15 protein-coding genes, 2 tRNA genes and 1 pseudogene are annotated in these 21,030 nt (G+C 65.9%); 16 read left to right on the top strand and 2 right to left on the bottom strand.

All coding sequences use genetic code 11. The annotated features are described in order from the left end of the window. Positions 1-332 precede the first annotated feature (332 nt). The 11 genes from dnaA to istA all read left to right on the top strand — a co-directional run bounded on the left by dnaA (position 333) and on the right by istA (position 14,352). Positions 333-1,862, top strand: a complete 1,530-nt coding sequence (gene dnaA / locus GBRO_RS00010) for a chromosomal replication initiator protein DnaA (RefSeq protein ID WP_012831954.1) — start codon at positions 333-335, stop codon at positions 1,860-1,862. Between the two features lie 586 nt (positions 1,863-2,448). After that, entirely contained in the window at positions 2,449-3,615 is a 1,167-nt protein-coding gene (dnaN, locus tag GBRO_RS00015; protein WP_012831955.1) for a DNA polymerase III subunit beta, read from the top strand. A gap of 27 nt (positions 3,616-3,642) precedes the next feature. After that, on the top strand, positions 3,643-4,836 hold the full coding sequence (gene recF / locus GBRO_RS00020; RefSeq protein WP_012831956.1) for a DNA replication/repair protein RecF: 1,194 nt from the start codon (positions 3,643-3,645) through the stop codon (positions 4,834-4,836). 19 nt (positions 4,837-4,855) lie between these two features. Further along, the gene (locus tag GBRO_RS00025; RefSeq protein WP_012831957.1) at positions 4,856-5,410 is read left to right on the top strand and encodes a DUF721 family protein; all 555 of its coding nucleotides are present in this window, start codon (positions 4,856-4,858) and stop codon (positions 5,408-5,410) included. A gap of 344 nt (positions 5,411-5,754) precedes the next feature. Then, complete coding sequence (gyrB, locus tag GBRO_RS00030; protein WP_012831958.1) at positions 5,755-7,812, top strand: DNA topoisomerase (ATP-hydrolyzing) subunit B; 2,058 nt, start codon at positions 5,755-5,757, stop codon at positions 7,810-7,812. Positions 7,813-7,860: 48 nt separating this feature from the next. Then, the gene (gyrA, locus tag GBRO_RS00035) at positions 7,861-10,344 is read left to right on the top strand and encodes a DNA gyrase subunit A (RefSeq protein WP_012831959.1); all 2,484 of its coding nucleotides are present in this window, start codon (positions 7,861-7,863) and stop codon (positions 10,342-10,344) included. A gap of 185 nt (positions 10,345-10,529) precedes the next feature. Next, positions 10,530-11,480, top strand: coding sequence for a DUF3566 domain-containing protein (locus tag GBRO_RS00040; protein ID WP_012831960.1), 951 nt, complete (start codon positions 10,530-10,532; stop codon positions 11,478-11,480). Between the two features lie 62 nt (positions 11,481-11,542). Then, a tRNA-Ile gene (locus tag GBRO_RS00045) sits at positions 11,543-11,616 on the top strand. A 65-nt stretch (positions 11,617-11,681) separates the two neighbouring features. After that, positions 11,682-11,757 (top strand) — tRNA-Ala (locus GBRO_RS00050). 317 nt (positions 11,758-12,074) lie between these two features. Then, positions 12,075-12,665 carry a hypothetical protein gene (locus GBRO_RS00055; RefSeq protein ID WP_012831961.1) on the top strand — a complete coding sequence of 197 codons (591 nt, stop codon included), beginning with the start codon at positions 12,075-12,077 and terminating at the stop codon, positions 12,663-12,665. A gap of 115 nt (positions 12,666-12,780) precedes the next feature. After that, positions 12,781-14,352 carry an IS21 family transposase gene (gene istA, locus GBRO_RS00060; protein WP_012831962.1) on the top strand — a complete coding sequence of 524 codons (1,572 nt, stop codon included), beginning with the start codon at positions 12,781-12,783 and terminating at the stop codon, positions 14,350-14,352. Here the strand turns inward: istA and GBRO_RS00065 are convergent. Further along, the gene (locus GBRO_RS00065) at positions 14,309-15,571 is read right to left on the bottom strand and encodes an ISL3 family transposase (protein ID WP_012831963.1); all 1,263 of its coding nucleotides are present in this window, start codon (positions 15,569-15,571) and stop codon (positions 14,309-14,311) included. The genes istA and GBRO_RS00065 overlap by 44 nt on opposite strands. A 224-nt stretch (positions 15,572-15,795) precedes the next feature. Between GBRO_RS00065 and istB the strand changes: the two are divergent. From istB to GBRO_RS00090, 5 genes and pseudogenes are all read left to right on the top strand, one after another. Then, positions 15,796-16,565 (top strand): annotated as a pseudogene (gene istB, locus GBRO_RS00070) (IS21-like element helper ATPase IstB). Between the two features lie 51 nt (positions 16,566-16,616). Then, positions 16,617-16,946 carry a hypothetical protein gene (locus GBRO_RS00075; RefSeq protein WP_147290601.1) on the top strand — a complete coding sequence of 110 codons (330 nt, stop codon included), beginning with the start codon at positions 16,617-16,619 and terminating at the stop codon, positions 16,944-16,946. A 63-nt stretch (positions 16,947-17,009) separates the two neighbouring features. Further along, positions 17,010-18,200 carry a hypothetical protein gene (locus GBRO_RS00080; RefSeq protein WP_012831964.1) on the top strand — a complete coding sequence of 397 codons (1,191 nt, stop codon included), beginning with the start codon at positions 17,010-17,012 and terminating at the stop codon, positions 18,198-18,200. After that, the gene (locus tag GBRO_RS00085) at positions 18,197-18,679 is read left to right on the top strand and encodes a hypothetical protein (protein ID WP_012831965.1); all 483 of its coding nucleotides are present in this window, start codon (positions 18,197-18,199) and stop codon (positions 18,677-18,679) included. The genes GBRO_RS00080 and GBRO_RS00085 overlap by 4 nt, the downstream gene beginning before the upstream one ends. A gap of 70 nt (positions 18,680-18,749) precedes the next feature. Beyond that, positions 18,750-19,400: a hypothetical protein gene (locus GBRO_RS00090; protein WP_012831966.1), complete on the top strand. Its 651-nt coding sequence runs from the start codon at positions 18,750-18,752 to the stop codon at positions 19,398-19,400. Positions 19,401-20,011: 611 nt separating this feature from the next. On the opposite strand, the gene GBRO_RS00100 is transcribed toward GBRO_RS00090, so the two are convergent. Continuing rightward, positions 20,012-20,311, bottom strand: a complete 300-nt coding sequence (locus GBRO_RS00100) for a DUF4190 domain-containing protein (protein WP_147290602.1) — start codon at positions 20,309-20,311, stop codon at positions 20,012-20,014. Positions 20,312-21,030: the final 719 nt, after the last annotated feature.

Genomic DNA, 21,030 nt, shown 5'->3' on the forward strand with positions numbered 1-21,030 from the left:
ATCAAACGAGGGTGCCGGCATCCCGTAGCCCGCGATCGCGCTGTGATCAAGCCGACACACCAGCGCGTCCGATTCTCGTCGAATCACACTTTCGATCATCCGGGATCTGATCTCCGTGATCGTGTTGTTCGCACCGCTGCGCTCTGTTACGTTCAGCGTCGTGGTCGCCCACGGGTCGACCCCCAGAATCATCCCGCCAGGCACTTTTGCCAAGCTCGCCATCCCTTCTGTACACAGATGTGGATAACTGTGTGGACAACTCAGCTCGGTCAGCCGGTGGCGTCATCCGGCCCGCGGATCGCTGGTAGTTTTCCCGGGCAGGAGGCTTCCAAGTGACTTCAGACCGCGACACATTCGGTGAGGTGTGGCAACAGGTCGTCGCCGAACTCAACGACGACGAGGCCGCACGCGACCACGAACCCCTGACCAGGCAACAAAAGGCCTGGCTGTCGCTGGTCCGACCCCTCACGCTGGCCGAGGGCTTTGCGCTGCTCACCGTGCCGACGCCGCTGGTACAGGAACAGATCGAGCGCAATCTGCGCGACACCATCCGCTCGGCGCTCAGTAAACACCTCGGTCAGCCGGTGGACCTCGGTGTGCGCATCGCCACGCCGCCCGCGGAAGAACCGGTCGCCGAGCCCATCCCCGCAGTGCTTCCCGCCGACGACGGCCTGAGCGCGGCACTGACTACCGGCGTCCCCACACCGGCACCCGGCGCGCCGTTCCGCGGACCCGGCCCCGTCGATCCGGCGTCGGAGCGCCCACGACCGGACACCGGTGACTGGACCGCCTACTTCGCCGAGCGGCCCACCACCGCTCCCGCGGTGCCCAGCGCGAATCTCAATCCCAAGTACACCTTCGACACCTTCGTCATCGGTGCGTCGAACCGCTTCGCGCACGCGTCGGCAGTGGCGGTGTCCGAGGCGCCGGCGCGGGCCTACAACCCGTTGTTCATCTGGGGCGAGTCGGGGCTGGGCAAGACCCACCTACTGCACGCTGCCGGGCACTACGCGCAGCGCCTGTTCCCCGGGATGCGCGTCAAGTACGTCTCCACCGAAGAGTTCACCAACGACTTCATCAACTCGCTGCGCGACGACCGTCGTGTCGCCTTCAAGCGCCGCTACCGCGACGTCGACGTCCTGCTCGTCGACGACATCCAGTTCCTGATGGGCAAAGAGGGCATCCAGGAAGAGTTCTTCCACACCTTCAACACGCTGCACAACGCCAGCAAACAGATCGTCATCTCCTCCGATCGCCCGCCCAAACAGCTTGCGACACTTGAAGATCGGCTGCGGACCCGGTTCGAGTGGGGTCTGATCACCGACGTCCAGCCGCCCGATCTCGAGACGCGGATCGCGATCCTGCGCAAGAAGGCGCAGATGGACAACATCGCGGTTCCCGACGACGTGCTCGAGCTGATCGCGTCCAAGATCGAACGCAACATCCGTGAGCTCGAAGGTGCGCTGATCCGGGTGACCGCCTTCGCCTCGCTCAACAACGCCGAACTCGACAAGTCCCTCGCCGATGTGGTCCTGCAGGCGCTGCTGCCCAATTCCGGGACGCTGGAGATCAGCGCGGCGAGCATCCTGGCGATCACGGCCGAGTACTTCGACATCTCGGTGGAGGAGTTGCGCGGGCCCGGCAAGACCCGGTCGATCGCGCAGGCCCGGCAGATCTCGATGTACCTGTGCCGTGAGCTCACCGATCTGTCGCTGCCCAAGATCGGCGAGACCTTTGATCGTGACCACACCACCGTCATGTACGCCGAGCGCAAGATCCGCAAGGAGATGGCCGAGCGGCGCAAGGTCTACGACCACGTCCAGGAACTCACCGCGCGCATCAAGCAACGCGCCGTCCGCTGACGGCTGGGCGTCCACCGCCCGAACCTGGACATCCCGACGCCGCCACGTGGACGGTCCACCCGCCGGCGCCACCACGTACAGATCTCGACGCGGCCGCCTGGACCCCTAGAGAGCACAACTCTCAACCATCACCGCACGGTTGCGGACTCCCCATCGTGTCCCCGGCCGAATGTCAGAGCACCGAGATACCCTCGGAACTGTTCATCACCAGCTGTGGATGGTTCTTGGGATAACGGCCGGTAACTTGTGTACGCGAGGTGGACGGACCACCAACAATGTTGCGACTGCTCACAACCGGAGCTCGTCGTGCACCGTCGTTCCACCGGACATCCACACCGCCACACCCGCTTCGACTGCGTGAATAGGACGGTTGTCCACAGATTCCACAACTCCTACTACTGAGATGGATCCCTCTCTATAGAACTTCTCTTTAAGAAGCTCCTGTGCACAGTGCCTCCCGTCGGGGCCGATCATCGGCCACACCACCCTGATCGCAAAGCCCCGTGTCTTGGCCCCAACGCCCCACCGGCGAGCGGTGTCGTTCTACAGTGGGGATCCCCGAACGAGAGAAGGGCTGTTCCCCAGCATGAAGTTCCGTGTCGCGCGTGACGAGTTCGCAGATTCCGTTGCCTGGGTCGCCCGCAGCCTGCCTTCTCGACCGCCGGTTCCGGTGCTCGGTTGTGTGGTCCTGGGCGCCGACGACGGCCTGACGATCTCGGGTTTCGACTACGAGGTCTCCGCCCAGGAGTCCATCGCCGCCGAGATCGCCGAGCCCGGTCAGGTGCTGGTGTCCGGGCGGCTGCTGGCCGACATCACCAAAGCGCTCCCCAACAAACCCGTCGACGTGACCCTCGACGGCGCACGGGTCGCCATCGCCTGCGGTAGCGCGAAGTTCTCGCTCCCGACGATGCCGGTGGAGGATTACCCGCAGCTGCCCGATGTGCCGGCTATCAGCGGCACCATCCCCACCCAGCTCTTCGCCGAGGCCATCTCGCAGGTCGCGATCGCCGCCGGCCGCGATGACACGCTGCCGATGCTGACCGGTGTGCGGGTGGAGATCGAGGGCAGCACCGTGGTGCTCGCCGCGACCGACCGGTTCCGTCTCGCCGTTCGCGAATTGCAGTGGGAGCCCACGGATCCGGACACCAGCGGAGCTGTTCTGGTCCCCGCCAAGACCTTGTCGGAGAGCGCGAAGACCGCGGGTGCGGAGGGCACCGGTGTGGTGTCGCTCGCCTTCGGCAACGGTTCGGCGATCGGCAACGACGGGATCCTGGGCATTCTGGGGGAGACAAAGCGCACCACCACGCGGCTGCTCGACGCGGAGTTCCCGAAGTTCCGTCAGCTGTTGCCGGCCAGCCATACCGCGATCGCCACCATCGACAGTGCTCCGCTGATCGAGGCCATCAAGCGTGTCGCGCTGGTCGCTGAACGCGGTGCGCAGGTCCGTCTGGAATTCGGTGAGGGATCGGTGCTCCTGACCGCCGGCGGCGACGAGGCCGGTAAGGCCGAGGAAGAACTGCCGGTGCAGTTCGCCGGTGAGGCTCTCACCATCGCGTTCAACCCGGGCTATCTGCTCGACGGCTTGTCGGCGATCAACGCCGATACCGTCGACTTCGGATTCACCACCCCCAGCCGGCCCGCGGTCCTGCGGCCGTCGAGTGGTGAGCAGCCCGCGGCTGACGAGTCGGGTGCCTTCGCGGCCCCGGAGAGTGCGTTCACCTACCTGCTCATGCCCGTTCGTCTGCCGGGCTGATCCCCGCGGCGTCCGCGCTGATCTGCTGTGTTCGTACGTGAACTGCACCTTCGTGACTTCCGGTCGTGGCGGACTGCCGATCTCGAGCTCGCCGCGGAACCCACCGTCTTCACCGGTCGCAACGGATTCGGCAAGACCAACATCCTCGAGGCCCTGCAGTATCTCGCCACGCTGCGATCCCACCGCGTTTCCACCGACGCGCCTCTGGTCCATTCCGGTGCGACCTCGGCACTGGTCACCGCGACCGTGGAGAACAGCGGTCGCGAGCTGACCGCCCAGCTGCGGATCAACGCCGAAGGCGCCAACAAGGCGTCGATCAATAACGGACCGCCGCGTCGGGCACGCGAGGTAATCGGGATCCTGCGCACGGTGTTGTTTGCACCGGAGGACCTGTCGCTGGTGCGCGGGGATCCGACGGATCGGCGCCGCTTCATCGACGAGCTCGTCGCCCAGCGTGGCCCGCTGCATGTGGCCGCGCGCAGCGATTATGACCGTGTCCTGCGGCAACGAGCCGCGTTGCTGAAGACCGCGGGTGCGGCCATGCGACGCGGCGGTGGCGACGCGGCGTCGGTGATCAGCACGCTCGATGTGTGGGATGCCCAACTCGCCGAGCACGGCGCCGCGGTCACCGCGGCCCGCGTCGATGTGCTCAACGAGCTGCGCCCGCATGTCACCGAGGCCTACGCCTCGATCGCACCTCATTCGCGTCCGACCGATCTGGCGTATCTGCCGGCGGCTGGACCCGACGTACTGCCGCCCGCCGGTGCGAGGGCCGATGTCGCGGCGATCGGTGAGACGCTGCTGGCGCAACTGGCGCAGGTGCGCACCAAAGAGATCGAGCGCGGGGTCTGTCTGGTGGGTCCGCACCGCGACGACGTCGGCATCATCCTCGGCGACGACATCGCGAAAGGCTTTGCCTCCCATGGTGAATCGTGGTCGCTGGCGCTTGCGCTGCGGCTCGGTTCGGTGGCCCTGACCCGGGCCGAGGGGGTGGAGCCGGTGATCATGCTCGACGATGTCTTCGCCGAACTCGACGCCACGCGGCGTCGTAAACTGGCGACGTTCACCAGCGACGCCGAGCAGCTTCTCGTCACCGCTGCCGTCGCCGAGGACATTCCCGACGAGATCGGCGGCCGGCGGATCGGGGTGGAGGTGCTCGACGACGCCGACGGTCGTCGGTCGGTGCTCACCCCGGCTGCTGCGGACACCGAAGGGACCTAGATCCGATGAGTCAGCTCCGATGAGTACCGACCCGACCGGCACACCCGGCACACCGGACGAACTCGGCGGATACGAGCGGGCCCGGCGAGCCCTGGAAGAGGCTCGTGCCGCCGCGCGGGCGGCCGGGAAGTCGGTGGGGCACGGCCGGGCGTCACCGGTGCGTCGTCCAGCGAGCGGTAACAAGAAGCGTCGACGCTGGTCCGGTGCCGGTCCCGACTCGCGGGATCCGCAGCCGCTGGGACGTCTCGCCGGTGGCGTCGCCCGCGAACGCGGCTGGCAGGCCAAGATCGGCGAGGGCACCCTCTTCGGTATGTGGGATCAGATCGTGGGCGCCGACATCGCCGCGCATGCGCAGCCGATCTCGTTGCGCGACAAAGTCCTACACGTCCAGGCCGAGTCCACGGCGTGGGCGACCCAGTTGCGCTATGTGCAGGCTCAGATCATCGCGAAGATCGCCGCTGCCCTCGGGGACGGCATGGTGACGTCGTTGCGGATCACCGGACCCAAGGGCCCGTCCTGGCGCAAGGGCGAGCGTCATGTGCGCGGTCGGGGCCCGCGCGACACCTATGGCTGAGGGGCGCTAGCAGAAACCCACCCACAAAGCCAGACGGTAGCGGCGCAGAACGCGATTTCATCCCCAGCCCATCATCGGACCGGGTTCTGTCCGAAAAAATCCATCTGTGAGCGCGTCAGCGGCCCCGGATGACGGTTCCTGGTCAAGTAAGGCAGTACACTGGAGCTGTTGTCCCGACAGGGGTGGATTCACGACCCATCGCGCCTGACGCGTCCCGGAGCCCAACGGCTTGCGACGGAACGTCTGTGCTCTCGATCGATGGTAGTGGCCCACGCATGTCGACGTAGCGATGGCGCACGGTCCCCGCGCGCCTTGCCCGAGCAGAACAGGAGCGGACGCACCTCGTGGCCGACAGTAAAGACACCGCTGGTTCCAAGAGCAAGAGCAAGAAGTCCGGTGAGTACAGCGCCGATTCGATCAGCATCCTCGAGGGTCTCGAAGCCGTCCGCAAGCGGCCCGGTATGTACATCGGATCCACCGGCGAACGTGGCTTACACCATCTGATCTGGGAGGTCGTCGACAACTCGGTCGACGAGGCGATGGCCGGCTACGCCTCCAAGGTGGAGGTGACGCTGCTCGAGGACGGTGGTGTGGAGGTAGTCGACGACGGTCGTGGCATCCCCACCGACATGCACGCCACGGGCAGTCCCACCGTCGAGGTGGTCATGACCCAGCTGCACGCGGGCGGCAAATTCGATTCCGACGCCTACGCCGTCTCCGGCGGTCTGCACGGCGTGGGTATCTCCGTGGTCAACGCGCTGTCCACCAAGGTCGAGCTCGAGATCAACTACGGCGGCTTCCACTGGGAGCAGACCTACGATCACGCGAAGCCGCAGCCCCTGGAGAAGGGTGACGCGACTCGCAAGACCGGCACCCTGGTGCGTTTCTGGCCGGACCCGGAGATCTTCGAGACCACCGTCTTCAGCGCCGAGACGGTCGCGCGGCGTCTGCAGGAGATGGCCTTCCTCAACAAGGGCCTCACCATCACCCTCACCGACAAGCGGCCCCGCGCCGTCGAGGCCCCGCCCGGCGACGCCAACGGCGATGAGAGCGTCGCCGACGCTGCCGAGACGGTGAAGACCGAGGAAGAGAAGAAGGCCGACGCCAAGCCCAAGACCCGCACCTATCACTACCCCGACGGGCTGGTCGACTACATCAAGCACCTCAATCGCACCAAGCAGCCGATCCACAACTCCGTCATCGGTTTCACGGCCAAGGGCACCGGCCACGAGGTGGAGATCGCGATGCAGTGGAACGCCGGCTACTCGGAGTCGGTGCACACCTTTGCCAACACCATCAACACCCACGAGGGTGGCACCCACGAAGAGGGTTTCCGCGCCGCGCTCACCAGCACGGTCAACAAGTATGCGCTGGACAAGAAGCTGCTGAAGGAGAAGGACGGCAAGCTCACCGGCGACGACATCCGCGAGGGGCTGGCCGCGGTCATCTCGGTCAAGGTCGGCGATCCGCAGTTCGAGGGTCAGACCAAGACCAAGCTGGGCAACACCGAGGTCAAGGGCTTCGTCCAGAAGACCTGCAACGAGCACCTGGCGCACTGGTTCGAGTCCAACCCGGCCGAGGCCAAGATCATCATCAAGAAGGCCGTGGACTCTTCGCAGGCGCGCCTCGCCGCTCGTAAGGCACGAGAGTTGGTGCGGCGCAAGACCGCAACCGACATCGGCGGTCTGCCCGGCAAGCTAGCGGACTGCCGCAGCAACGACCCGTCCAAGTGCGAGGTCTACATCGTGGAGGGTGACTCCGCCGGCGGCAGTGCGAAATCCGGCCGCGACTCGATGTATCAGGCGATTCTTCCGTTGCGCGGCAAGATCATCAACGTCGAGAAGGCCCGCATCGACCGCGTCCTGAAGAACGCCGAGGTGCAGTCCATCATCACCGCCTTCGGCACCGGCATCCACGACGAGTTCGACATCGCCAAGCTCCGCTATCACAAGATCGTGCTGATGGCCGACGCCGACGTTGACGGACAACACATCTCGACGTTGCTGCTGACGCTGCTGTTCCGGTTCATGCGACCGCTCATCGAACATGGCCACGTCTATCTAGCGCAGCCGCCGCTGTACAAACTCAAGTGGCAGAAGCGCGAACCCGAGTTTGCCTACTCCGACCGGGAACGCGACGGCCTGCTCGAGGCGGGTCGCACGGCTGGCTGGAAGATCAACACCGACGACGGTATCCAGCGGTACAAGGGTCTCGGCGAGATGAACGCCAAGGAGCTGTGGGAGACCACCATGGATCCGGAGGTTCGCGTGCTGCGGCAGGTGACCCTCGACGACGCCGCTGCGGCCGACGAACTGTTCTCCATCCTGATGGGTGAGGACGTTGCCGCCCGCCGCAGCTTCATCGCCCGTAACGCGAAAGATGTTCGCTTCCTTGATGTCTGAGTTCGCGCATCGACCACAAACGTTGTCCCCGAAGGGTATTGACACCAAATGACTGACACCACACTCCCACCCGCTGGGGGAGAAGGAGACCGCGTCGAGCCGGTCGACCTCGGCCAGGAGATGCAGAAGTCCTACATCGACTACGCGATGAGCGTGATCGTGGGCCGCGCCCTGCCGGAGGTGCGCGACGGCCTCAAGCCGGTGCACCGCCGCCTGCTCTACGCGTCCTACGACGCCGGCTTCCGGCCCGACCGCAGCTACGTCAAATCGGCGAAACCCGTTGCGGAGACGATGGGTAACTATCACCCGCACGGCGACACCGCCATCTACGACGCCCTGGTGCGTCTGGCCCAGCCGTGGTCGATGCGCTATCCGCTGATCGACGGACAGGGCAACTTCGGCTCCCGGGGTAACGACGGCGCCGCCGCCATGCGCTACACCGAGGCCCGCCTCACCCCGCTCGCCATGGAGATGCTGCGCGATATCGACGAGGAGACAGTCGATTTCACGCCCAACTACGACGGTAAGACCAACGAGCCGACGGTATTGCCGGCGCGCATCCCCAACCTGCTGATCAACGGATCCGGCGGCATCGCCGTCGGCATGGCCACCAACATCCCGCCGCACAACCTGCGCGAGGTCGCCGACGCCGTAATCTGGGCGCTCGAGCACCCCGACGCCGACGACGAGACCACTCTCGCGGCGTGTATGGAAGCCATCAAGGGACCCGACTTTCCCACGGCTGCACTGATTGTCGGCAGCCAGGGCATCCGGGACGCCTACACGACCGGCCGCGGCAGCATCCGCATGCGCTCGGTGGTCGACATCGAGGAGAACAAGGGCACCACGACCCTCGTCGTCACCGAACTGCCGTACCAGGTGAACCCGGACAACCTGATCCAGTCGATCGCCGAACAGGTCAACGAGGGAAAACTCAAGGGCATCAGCCGAATCGAGGATCAGTCCTCGGATCGCGTCGGCATGCGCATCGTCGTTACCCTGCGTCGCGACGCGGTCGCCAAGGTGGTGCTGAACAACCTCTACAAGCACAGCCAGCTGCAGACCAGCTTCGGCGCCAACATGCTGTCCATCGTCGATGGTGTGCCGCGCACCCTGCGTCTCGATCAGATGATCCGGTACTACGTGGCGCACCAGATCGACGTCATCGTGCGCCGCACCCGCTACCGGTTGCGCAAGGCCGAGGAACGCGCGCACATCTTGCGCGGTCTGGTGAAAGCCCTTGACGCCCTTGACGAAGTGATCGCGTTGATCCGTGCGTCGGCCAACACCGAGGCCGCCCGCACCGGGTTGATGGATCTACTCGAGATCGACGAGATCCAGGCCGACGCGATCCTGGCCATGCAACTGCGGCGCCTGTCGGCATTGGAGCGGCAGAAGATCGTCGACGAACTCGCCGAGATCGAACGCGAGATCGCCGACCTGCAGGACATCCTCGCCAAGCCGGAGCGCCAGCGCGCCATCGTGCGGGACGAACTGAAGGTGGTCGTCGACAAGTACGGAGACGATCGTCGGACCAAGATCATCGCCGCCGACGGTGACGTCACCGACGAGGATCTCATCGCCCGCGAGGACGTGGTCGTCACCATCACCGAGACCGGATATGCCAAGCGCACCAAGACCGATCTGTATCGCAGCCAGCGGCGCGGCGGTAAGGGTGTGCAGGGCGCCGGTCTCAAGCAGGACGACATCGTCAAGCACTTCTTCGTCAGTTCCACCCACGACTGGATTCTGTTCTTCACCACCAAGGGACGCGTGTACCGCGCGAAGGCGTATGAACTGCCGGAGGCCAACCGCACGGCTCGCGGGCAGCACGTGGCCAACCTGCTGGCCTTCCAGCCGGAGGAGCGCATCGCGCAGGTCATCCAGCTGAAGTCGTATCAGGATGCGCCGTATCTCGTGCTCGCCACCCGCAACGGGTTGGTGAAGAAGTCCAAGCTCGAGGACTTCGACTCCAACCGGTCCGGCGGGATCGCCGCGATCAACCTGCGCGGTGAGGACGAGCTCGTCGGTGCCCAACTCTGCAGCGCCGACGACGATCTGCTGCTCGTGTCGCAGAAGGGACAGTCGATCCGCTTCCACGCCGACGACGAGGCGCTGCGCCCGATGGGCCGGCAGACCTCGGGTGTGCAGGGTATGCGGTTCAACGCCGACGACACCCTGCTCAGCCTCAACGTCGTCCGCGAGGGCACGTATCTGCTGGTCGCGACGTCGGGTGGCTACGCCAAGCGCACCGGGATGGACGACTACCCGGTCCAGGGACGCGGCGGCAAGGGCGTGCTCACCATCGCGCACGACCGTCGACGCGGCGAACTGATCGGCGCGCTCATCGTCGACGACGACTCCGAGCTGTACGCCATCACCTCCGGTGGCGGTGTCATCCGGACCGCCGCCAAGCAGGTGCGCAAGGCGGGACGCCAGACCAAGGGGGTGCGCCTGATGAACATCGATGAGGGCACCACCGTGATCGCCATCGCTCGCAATGCCGACGAACCGGACGACGCAGGCGAATAGGAACACAGCCCACAGGGGAGACGTCGCAGAATGATCTGCGGCGTCTCTTCTGCGCTGAACCCAAGTGGGAAACGCGACCGCGCCGCGGGGTGTCGGGGCTGTGACCCCGACTACCGTTAGGCTGAAATGAACGTGCTGCCGACAAGTCGGTGACGAGTAGTGGACGGCGAACGAGGGAATTGCCTGTGAGCACACCGAAGGACCGCGACAAGGATCAGGCCGGTTCGGCAACCGGAGGTCAGACGGGCGTCAACACGTCCGGAACCGGTCCCGGTACGGGTACCCCGGCCGGCGGGCTGGTCCCGCCGTGGCAGCGAGGTCAGACCGAGCAGATGACCACGCGTGATCAGTCGGATCCCGGTGCCACCGCGCCCATCGAGAAGACCGGACGGGACACCGTCCCCGGCACTCGTCCGGATCGTGGCGGCCCGCCGCAGTCGGATCGTGGCGGCCCGCCGCAGTCAGAACGTGGCGGCCCGCCGCCGCGGGGAATCGTGAGCAGCGGCACCGCCGCCGCCAGCATCAGCGGCCAGCAGGCGCCGGTCACCAACCTCGAGAACCCGCTGCGCGGCCGGACCGCGACCGCCACCGAGGAACCCGAGCGGTTCGTCGAATCACCCACGAGCACGATTGAGCGCGATCAGCTCGCCGGCCAGAAACTGCCCGACCTCGACGCGATCCACCACACCGAGGCCAAGCGGGCCGCGGCCGCCGAGGCGACCACCAAGCCGAGCGCGCGGTCGGCGCCCACCCAGGTTCGTGCCAACACCCCGCTGCGCGCAGCCATCCAGATCCGCCGCATCGACCCCTGGGCGACCTTCAAGATCACCGCGGTCCTTGCCGTCATCGGCTTCATCATCTGGATGATCGCCATCGCCGTCCTCTACCTCGTGCTCGACGGAATGGGCGTCAGGGAGCAGGTGAACACCTCCTTCGCCACCGTCGCCACCGCCGACGGATCCTCGGCCCAGAGCGACGACATCTTCTCGGCGACCACCGTCTTCGGGGCGGCGGCGCTTCTCGGTGCGATCAATGCGATTCTCATCACCGCGCTCGCGACGATCGGCTCCTACATCTACAACATCTGTGCCGATCTGATTGGTGGCGCAGAGGTCACACTCGCCGATCTCGACTGACCGTGTGACCAGTCGTTTTGCTTGTTGAGCGTCGAGTCGGGTAATCTCACACCTCGGTTCACGGGCCTATAGCTCAGGCGGTTAGAGCGCTTCGCTGATAACGAAGAGGTCGGAGGTTCAAGTCCTCCTAGGCCCACTGCGAGAGACCGAATCATCCTTGGTGATCGTCCGATTCGCACCCGCCAGCCACTCGGTCGGCACGGGGCCTTAGCTCAGTTGGTAGAGCGCCGCCTTTGCAAGGCGGATGTCAGGAGTTCGAATCTCCTAGGCTCCACCATTGCTTCGCATCATCGTCAGGCCGACGCATCGCCGCTGGCCTCGCACCACATCGCCGCTGTGTCCTGGCGCGTGAACCTCCGTTGCCTGTGGAGTGATCGAGATCACGAACCCGTTTGCCGATGTGAATCCGCCCTCTCCCCTGCGGTAGCGTGCCGTCTGAATAGGCGAACGACGGTTCGCGGATAGTTGCAGTAGTTGTCGGGGGACGTCACAAGTGTTCGGCGGGGGAATGTCGCGTGCGGGTGTGGACGGCGATCCACTCACCGTGCCGTTGGGCCCCGGCGGAATGGGTACTTACACAGCTGGTGCCGACCGATGAGCGACCGACAGCACTCGTCGTGGTTCGACGACATCGCCCCACTGCCGGCCGGAGATCGATCACCTGGTCATGCGCTGGCCGATCATCTGAAGAGGACACGGCTCGCGACCGAGGCCGGTTCCGACCTGACCGCCTTCGCGGACTCGGCCCGCCCGGCCCGCGCCGACAATCGGGCACTCCAGGAGTGGGAGACGCTCTTCGAGCCGCCGCCGCGCCCTCGGGGACCGTCGGGACGTTTCCATCAGGTCCGGCGGATCTGGGACCATCATCGCCTCGGCGTCCTTGGTTCCGCCGCGGCAGTCGTCGTGGTGGTGGTTTCGGTGCTGCTGGTCGCCGCACTGACCGGAGACGACAGCGACCCGGCGCCGGCCGTGGCAGCAGCCTCGTCGTCGACAACCCCGGGCGGAGACCAGGTGAGCGCCCACCCGCTCCGCGACTGTCCCTCGCGAACCAGGGGTTCGGTCACCACCGGTAACGATCCGGGCGATCAACGGTCCGGCCCGGGTGTCATCAATGTCAGCGGTCATGTAATTCCCCAGGTTGGTGGGGTTGTCCGTCACGTAATTCCTCACCTGTCCGTCACGTAATTCCCACGCTGGGGCGTGTCGGGCGGGGTTGGGGTGCTGCTACAGGTTCGCTCCTTGCAGGGCCCCCTTCCCGGGCCCCTGGAAGGGGCCTGAGGTGGCACGGAGGACGTTGACGATGACCCAGCTGTTGGAGTTGTTTCGGCATTGGTATGCCGGACGCTCGCAGGTGCAGATTTCCCAGGCGTTGGGCCTGGATCGCAAGACCATCCGCAAGTATCTCGCGTCGGCGCTGGCGGCGGGAATGAGCCCGGGCACCGGGGACAAGTTCGACGAGTCGGTGTGGCGGGAGTTGATCGGCGGCTGGTTCCCCGAAGTTGTCGATCCCTCGACGCGGGCGGTGACGTGGCCGCCGATCGCCAAGCATCATAAGTGGATCAGCGGCCAGCTCGATGCCACGGTGACGGTGGCCACGATCGCGCAACGTCTGCGCGACGACCACGGGGTTGATGTGTCGGAATCGTCGGTACGCCGTTATGTGACAGCACATTTCGCTGACAAGATCAACGAGAAACGCGCAACCCCACCACGACCCCCGGTACCTGCAGGCGAGGAAGCCCAAGTCGATTACGGCAAGCTCGGGATGTGGACCAACCCTGAGACCGGGAAGCGGGTGTCGGTGTGGGCGTTCGCGATCATCCTGTCGTGCTCGCGGTGGTTGTTTGTGCAGCCGGTCCTCAAGATGGACCAAACATCTTGGTGCGCTTCGCATGTGGATGCGTTCGAGTTTTTCGGCGGCGTGCCCGAGCGAATCGTTTGTGACAACCTCAAGACCGGGGTCAGCAAGCCTGATCTCTACGATCCGCAGATCAACCGGGCCTACGCCGAACTCGCCTCGTTCTACGAGGTGCTGATCGATCCGGCGCGCGCGTTCACTCCGAAAGACAAACCGCGCATCGAGCGCCCGATGCCCTACATTCGGGACTCGTTCTTCACGGGCCGCGAGTTCACCAGCCTGCCGCAGATGCAACAGGCCGCCCTCGACTGGTGTCTGAACGTGTACGGCCGCCACGCCCACCGCGGGATCGATGGGGTGCCGCCCGCCGAACTGTTCGCGCAGATCGAACGGGATGTGTTGACTCCGTTGCCGCCCAGACGATTTGAACGTGTCACCTACCACGTGGGCAAGGTCGCCCCCGACTGTCATGTCAAGGCGGGCACAGCGTTGTACTCGGTGCCGTGGCGGCTGATCGGCTCACACGTGCGGGTCCGCACGTGCGGGGATATGGTCCAGGTCTTCGCCGACGACCAGGTCGTGGCAACCCACGTACTGCACCTGAGCGGACGAGCAACCAACCTCGAGCACTATCCGCCGCACAAGGTCGCCTACCACTCCCGCCCGGTGGCGTGGTGCCGCAAGCAGGCCGAAGAGATCGGCGAGCACGCGGTCGCAGTCGTCGCTGAACTCTCCGAGGTCAATGCGATCCACCGCCTGCGCGCGATCCAGTCCATCGTCGGCTTGCGCACCAAGTATCCCGATGACCGCATCAACGCCGCCTGCGCCCGCGCGATCGCCGTCGGCGATGTCGGGCCACGCACCATCAAAGGCATCCTGATCGCCGGTACCGAATACGACGACACCATCACCACACCGCCGGTAGCGCCGACACCACCGGCATTTCTGGCTCTCCTGACCGATCCGTGGGTCATGACCGGCCGGGGAGGACTGGTCGGTGGCCGCCGAGGTTGAGCATGGCCAAGGCGATGAGAGCCTCGGGAGACCTGAATCCGAAGGCAACGCGGGTGATCAGCCGGATCTTGGTGTTGACCGACTCGATGCGACCGTTGGACAGACCGTGCTCGATCGCTGCGAGGATCGAGGCCTGGTGTTTGACGATGCGACGCTGCAGCTCCACGAAGGCGGGAATCCGGCAGCGCCGCGCCCACCGGATCCAGACCTCGAGCGCCTCCGCGGCCTCGGCGTGGGGCAGCTGGAAGACCAGTCGCAGGCCTTCTTTGAGCAGGTAGGCACGGTGCAGCCGCGGGTCGGTCTTGGCGACCCAGGCCAGCTTGGCCTGCTGCCTGACCGTGAGGTTCTCGGGGTTCTTCCACAGCGCGTAGCGGGCATGCTTCAACGCCTTCGCGTGTCCCGATGCGCGGCCGGCACGGCGCTGGGTGGCCGCTCCGCGGGCCTGGTTCCAGGCAGCTCGGCGGACCTCGTCGAGGGCGTCGGTGGCCCACCGGACGACGTGGAAGGGGTCGGCGCAGCGGACCGCGTGGGGGCAGTGGTCGGCGACCACAGTGCTGATCCAGTCCGCACCGTCGGCGGAGACGTGGGTGATCTGGCTGCACCGCTCCTCACCGAGGGCGTCGAAGAAGCCCTCGAGGGTGGCCTTGTCCCGGCCGGGGGCGGCCCAGACCAGCCGACCGGTGTCGTGGTCGACGACCACGGTCAGGTAGCGGTGGCCGCGCTTGTAGGAGATCTCATCGATCCCGATCCGGCGTAGGTCGGCGAACCGGTCATGCAGCTTCTCGACGTCGGCCCAGACCCGGGTGATGATCGCCCCCACGGTGCGCCAGGCGATCCGCATCAACTCGGTGACCGCGCTCTTGGAGCACTGGGTGGCCAGCCAGGCGACCTGCTCATCGAACCCGGTGGTGTGTCCGGCGCCATGCCGGGCCCAGGGCACCGCGCGGACCGTGGGCCCGTGCTCGCGGCAGTTGACCCGCGGTGCGTCGGCCTCGAGATGGACCTGGATGGTGCCCAGGTCCAGCGCCCGCCACCGACGACGTCCCTCGCCACGGTCGTACCAAGGAGACCGTCGCTGACATCGTCCGCAGCGAGCTCCCGCACGTCGCGTGTGCCGAACGCAGGCCACCAGAGTCTGCTCGTCCTCGTCGAACTCGATGTCCTCCACGACTGTCTTCTCGACCCCCAACAGGGCTCGCCATAAGGTGGCGTTCTGCACGCCGTTCTCCGCTCACTGGTTCCTGGTCCTAGACAGCTCAGAAACCTAGACAGGGAACGGCGTGCTCACGTTTCAGGCGCGCTCAACCACCCACGGATGCGTCAGGAGAGCCGCATTTCTGCGTGGCCCGCACGCCTTCGCCGACGACCTCGACACGGCAGCCGGCCAGTAGACCTCACACCCAATCCCATTAACTACCAGCTTATTCCACTAAGGACGTTCTGATGACCATTCATGATCCCAGCCTGCGAGCCGCGTTGAAAACGTTGAAGTTGACCGGCATGCTCGACACCCTCGACGCCCGGCTGGCCCAAACCCGCGCCGGCGAACTGGGTCACCTGGAGTTCCTGCAGGTGTTGTGCGAAGACGAGATCGCCCGCCGTGAGTCCGCAGCCCTGGCGCGGCGCGTGCGCCGGGCCCGCTTCGAACAATCAGCAACCTTGCAACCTTCGACGACTTCGACTTCACCGCCAACCCGAAACTGCCCGCCGCGATGCTGCGTGACCTCGCCGCCCTGCGCTGGCTCGACGCCGGCGAATCAGTCATCCTCTACGGACCCGTCGGAGTCGGCAAAACCCATGTGGCACAAGCACTCGGCCACCAAGTCGCGTTACGCGGACACGACATCCGATTCGTCAAATGCGCCCGCATGCCCGCCGACCTCGCCGGCGGCCACGCCGATCGCACCATCGGGCAACGCATGCGCGAATACACCCGCCCCGCCGTCCTGATCATCGACGACTTCGCCATGCGCGAACACACCACCACCGGCTCCGACGACCTCTACGACCTCGTCTCCGACCGCGCCATCGCAGCCAAACCCGTCATCCTCACCAGCAACCGCGCACCCAAAGACTGGTACCCCCTGTTCCCCAACCCCGTCGTCGCCGAATCACTACTCGACCGACTCATCAACACCAGCCACCAGATCCTCATGGACGGCCCGTCCTACCGACCACGCAAACGCCCCGGACGAACACCGAAAACCACCTAACCCACAACCCCAGCTACCCTCAACCCAGCACACCCGAACATGGGGAAATCCGTGACGGACACCCCTGGGGAATTACGTGACCGTCGACACGTCAAGGCGTTCAACAATGCCTACTACGTCACCCGATCCGCACATGCGGCGCGGGCGGTTGCGCTGTCGTCCGCTGTCCAGCCCGAGCCGGTGCTGCAGAGCTACATCGACTGCGTTCGCCCGGGTTCGTGGCACTGTCTCGAGATCATCGGCCTGGGTGCCGGAATCTACCGCGTCCGGCTGAGTGTCTATCCGCCCACCGGCAACGTTCCGATCGTCTATCCGCAGATCATCCGGATCGCGACCCTCGAGGGGAAGTCGTGGATCGCATCCATCTCGAAGGACGAGTGATGAGCTTGTCCGCCACCATTTGTCGTCCCTGCTCCACCACAGAGCGACGGGGAGGGGAGAAGAATGAATAACGACACCAGGCGGGGAAAGCACCGACGGAATATCGAGGCGCGACACCACCTCCGGTCGTCGGTCACCGCGGCCGCATTGGCCGCGACGATCGCAACAGGCGTGGGAGCCGGTGTGGCACAGGGTGTTCCCGAGCAAGGCGGCACCACCCCGAATAACGTCCCGGAACAAGGCGGGACCATGTCCGGCGACGCACCACAGCAGACGGTCCCGATCGTCGAGCCGGGACCGGGTTCGATTCCCGGTCCACCGCGTGAGGCGCCCTACCAGCCCTACACCGCTCCGGATTCGACGAACTATGAGGACGCGTACTCGCCGATGCCGCAAGAGCGTTTGACGGCTCCGCGTCCGGTGCGTCCGGTCCGTCCGATCGCGCCGCCGCCAAAGAAGATTCGTATCGGCAACTTCGTCAGTGACATTCCGCAGGGGATGAGCATCCGGGACGTCAACTCGATCAACGCGTGGTCGGCCTACGGCGAGTCGAAGATCGCCCAGGGGCTGATCTCGATGGGTGTGCCCGAGGACGAGGCGAGCCGGCAGGCTGCCGCGACGATCATCGGCGTCATGATGGGCGGGACAGCCGGTGCGGTGACCGCCGGTGTTCCGGCAGCGGTCGTCGGCGGTGTCGGCGGTGCCGTGGTCGGGGCAGGTGTGGGAGCTGTGATCGGTTACTCGCTCGGTGGCGTCAACGTCGGCCCTGGAGCTCTGATTGGTGCCGGAGTCGGTGCCGTTGCGGGCGCGGCCGTCTTGGGCATCCCCGCCGCGGTCGTCGGTGCTGTGACAGGCGGCACGATCGGTGGCCTCATCGCCTACACCCTCGGTGCCGGCGATCCCGGTGCGGACGCCCGCGAACCGTGGCAGCAGGACCGTCCCGGTGCGCCTCGAACGGCGCCACTTCCGAACCCCCAGGGCAACCAGTTCGAGTTGCGACTCTCACCCGACGAGGCCCGTCAGGTAGGGCTGCCCGCCGTCGACTATGTGGTCACCACACGCGGTGATGTCCGCGGGCAGGTGGCCGGTCTGCGCTTCGGGTGGTCGGCTGAACAGGCTCGCGCGCCCTATCGGGTACTCGGTGCCCAGGCCGAACGCGTGGCGCGGGATCTGACCAAACAGGGTGCAGCGCAACTCAAGTCAACTATTCCGGGTGTCGACATCGCCTGGCCCCAGGAGGAGGAGACCCGATGATTCGACGTTTCGGAATCGCAATCGTGATGGCGGTTGCGGCCACCATGCTCGTCGGGACGTCCGCAGCATCTGCGGAGCCGCAACTACTACGCGTCGCGCTCTACGGTGAGAACATCGCCACCGGTGGTGATCACGCGTATTGTCGTGGTGCCTACGGCGTCCGGATGGTCTCGCCCGTAGGTAAGCGCGGAGTCGTGCGGATGACCTTGCTGTCGCACGGATTTCGCGGTGATGGTGCGGCCTGGAAACGCGATCCCCATTGTCGTTTCCTGGCGATAGTCTCCTACACCAGTTCGCGAACTCTCTTCTCCGAGAATGTGATACCGGTGTCGTTCAGTTCCCGGCCAGGTGAGCGCGTGGTGCGGGATCTTGCGATCGGATCCGGTCCGGCGAAGATCGAGGTCGGAACCTACGCACGCAATAGCCGCGTCCGCCTCCTGCAGTCGTATCCGCTGGTCTTCTGGACCGTGATCCCGTGATCCAATGACGTCCGATGATAGCTGGGCCGCATCGCGAGTTCACCCTCCACGAAGAGACGAGCAGACCGTCGTGGTCTGCGGAACCGCCGGTGGCGTAGGCACTTCTGTCATCGCTGCTCTCCTCGCCGATCGTCGAGCGGCGACGACACTCGGTGAGTCGTCCTGGTGGATCGACGCCGCCGGCAACGACGGCGACCTCGAGCTCCGGACGCGGGCATCGGGTGATCCGGACCTGCTGCGAACCGAGTTCGGTACCGGTCTCTATCTGGCGCGCGAGGAGGACACCATCTCCGAAAGTGTCGCCTACGCGTGGAGTCGCGATGCGGTGCCGGTGGTCGATGTCGGGGCGCGGGCTATGTCGGTCCTTCCCGATCTCGCCGAAGGTCCGTTGGCGGAGTTGATGATTCCGGTCATGGTGATGAGTCCGCGCCCCGATCTGTTGAACCGCGCCAAGGTGTTCCTGGATCAGTGGCAACGAGCCGGCGTATTGCGGCGGACGATCATCGTGATCAATCCGCAGGTACCCGACGTCGACGATCACGCACTGCGCGAACCGCTCGTTACCGCTGTCAGCGGGCAGGTGGCCGGCGTCGTCGCCTTCGAGTACGACCCCGTCCTGGGGTCGGGCAGGGCTCTGGATCGATCTGCCCAACCGGTTCTCTCGCCTTCCACGGTGGCTGCGGTGACCGAGCTCATCGCAGCAACCTCAAGTAGTAACTGACAGGATGAGAAGCTGCTGCCACCCCGGGTGATCACTGGGGGTGAGCTCTACCAGAACGAACGGAGAAGGATCTCAATGTCGCGCCGATCGGACATCAAGGTGATGTCGAGTGTTGGTGTTGTGTGTGGTGAGCGCGGTCGCGCGGTTGTCTGCGGCGCCGGCGCACGCGGATCGTGGAGTGCCCTCGGTCCCGAACACGCCCTACGGGACGAGCTTCGGTACCTTCGGAAACCATGATTTTTGCCGTGGCGCCGTGCATTTCGGTCTCAGCGCGCCGGCAAACAAGCCTGGCTTCGTGCGGGTCACGCTCACGTCGTCCGGGTTCACCGGTCAAGGAGCGGGCTGGAAACGGAATTCCCTGTGCGGTGTCTTACTCCTCGAATCCTATATGGGCAGTGCAGGTTTCCGCGAAACCCCGATACGCGCGTCCTTCGGTCCGCGTCGCGGCGAGCGGGTGTCCCGTCTGATCTACACCGGATCGGGGCCTCTGAACATCGGTGTCGCACCGTACGCCCTGAACTCGGCTGTCCGCACCCCGCAGGGGCAGGGCGTGGGCAATTTCGCAATCGTTCCGTAGATCTCGGTGTTCGTCCGGTGAAACGCCCCGGTTGTCAACTGCCGCTACGGATCCACCAGAAAACACACAACCCGACGACGACGACGAACACGTAGAAGAAGCCGACCACCAATGCCGCCACGGCGTAGGGGTCGCCCTCTTCGCGATTGCGTGCAATGTCGGCCCGGGCCTTGAAGGCCAACCCGATGCCGATGATCGAGGTGATACCGAGGACAGACAGGACCAACGCCCAGATCGCCATCCGATTGACGCGTCGTCGAGGTTCGACGGTTGCCGACGGAGTAGCACTACGACGGTCCGGGGTGCGGCGTGCCGCAGCTTCGGTCGGGCGCACGGGTTCCTCCACAGCGTCATCGGTCCGGGAAGGGTCATCGCTTTGGGAACGGTCGTCGAGCGCAAAGGTCGAGTCGTCGGTGTCGACCGCCGAATAAGCCAGGGCCGGTTCGTCTCGTCGTGCCTCGCGGTTTTGGCCGGACTGCTTCGACGGTGACGGGACGATCGGCGCGAGTTCGTCGTCCTCGAAGTACGGATCGGGTCGGGCACCGGCGTCGCCGGCGACTGCCGGGCTACCGCCCGAGGCCGGACGTGGCCGCGTCGGAGCAGCACCCGCCGGCGGCGGGGGCCCGGACGGACGGGGGCCCGGCTGGGGTCCACCACGTCCCGGGGCCGGACGCTGCCCGGATGGTGGCGGCGGGGCACCCGGCGGGGGAGCACTGGGCCCGGGCGGAACCTGCCCCGACGGTCCCGGCGGGACTGGCCGGGGAGTCTGACCGGTCGTGCGCGGACCGATGGGACCAGGCGGACCGGGACGCGACCGCGGAGGCACCGGACCGCCGGACGGACCTGGACCGCCAGTAGGTGCGGGACGGGGCGTGGGTCCGGTGACCCGAGGGCCCGGGGGTGGCCCGGGTGGGACCGCACCGGGCGCCGGTGGTCGCGGCGTGACCGGATGGCCACCCGTGCTGCGACGGGGGTCGTTCACTGGTGCGCGGTCGGGCGCGGAGCCGGGGCCGTCGGACGGGCGCGACGGGGTGCTCAATGGCGCGCGTGGCG

The organism is Gordonia bronchialis DSM 43247 (genome assembly GCF_000024785.1).
Taxonomy (GTDB): domain Bacteria; phylum Actinomycetota; class Actinomycetes; order Mycobacteriales; family Mycobacteriaceae; genus Gordonia; species Gordonia bronchialis.

What these genes read in the sequence shown, in the direction of transcription:
- gyrA (WP_012831959.1), top strand. Translation starts at nt 7,861, where the DNA reads ATGACTGACACCACACTCCCACCCGCTGGGGGAGAAGGAGACCGCGTC.
- GBRO_RS00055 (WP_012831961.1), top strand. Translation starts at nt 12,075, where the DNA reads ATGAGCGACCGACAGCACTCGTCGTGGTTCGACGACATCGCCCCACTG.
- dnaN (WP_012831955.1), top strand. Translation starts at nt 2,449, where the DNA reads ATGAAGTTCCGTGTCGCGCGTGACGAGTTCGCAGATTCCGTTGCCTGG.
- GBRO_RS00080 (WP_012831964.1), top strand. Translation starts at nt 17,010, where the DNA reads ATGAATAACGACACCAGGCGGGGAAAGCACCGACGGAATATCGAGGCG.
- istA (WP_012831962.1), top strand. Translation starts at nt 12,781, where the DNA reads ATGACCCAGCTGTTGGAGTTGTTTCGGCATTGGTATGCCGGACGCTCG.
- GBRO_RS00025 (WP_012831957.1), top strand. Translation starts at nt 4,856, where the DNA reads ATGAGTACCGACCCGACCGGCACACCCGGCACACCGGACGAACTCGGC.
- GBRO_RS00085 (WP_012831965.1), top strand. Translation starts at nt 18,197, where the DNA reads ATGATTCGACGTTTCGGAATCGCAATCGTGATGGCGGTTGCGGCCACC.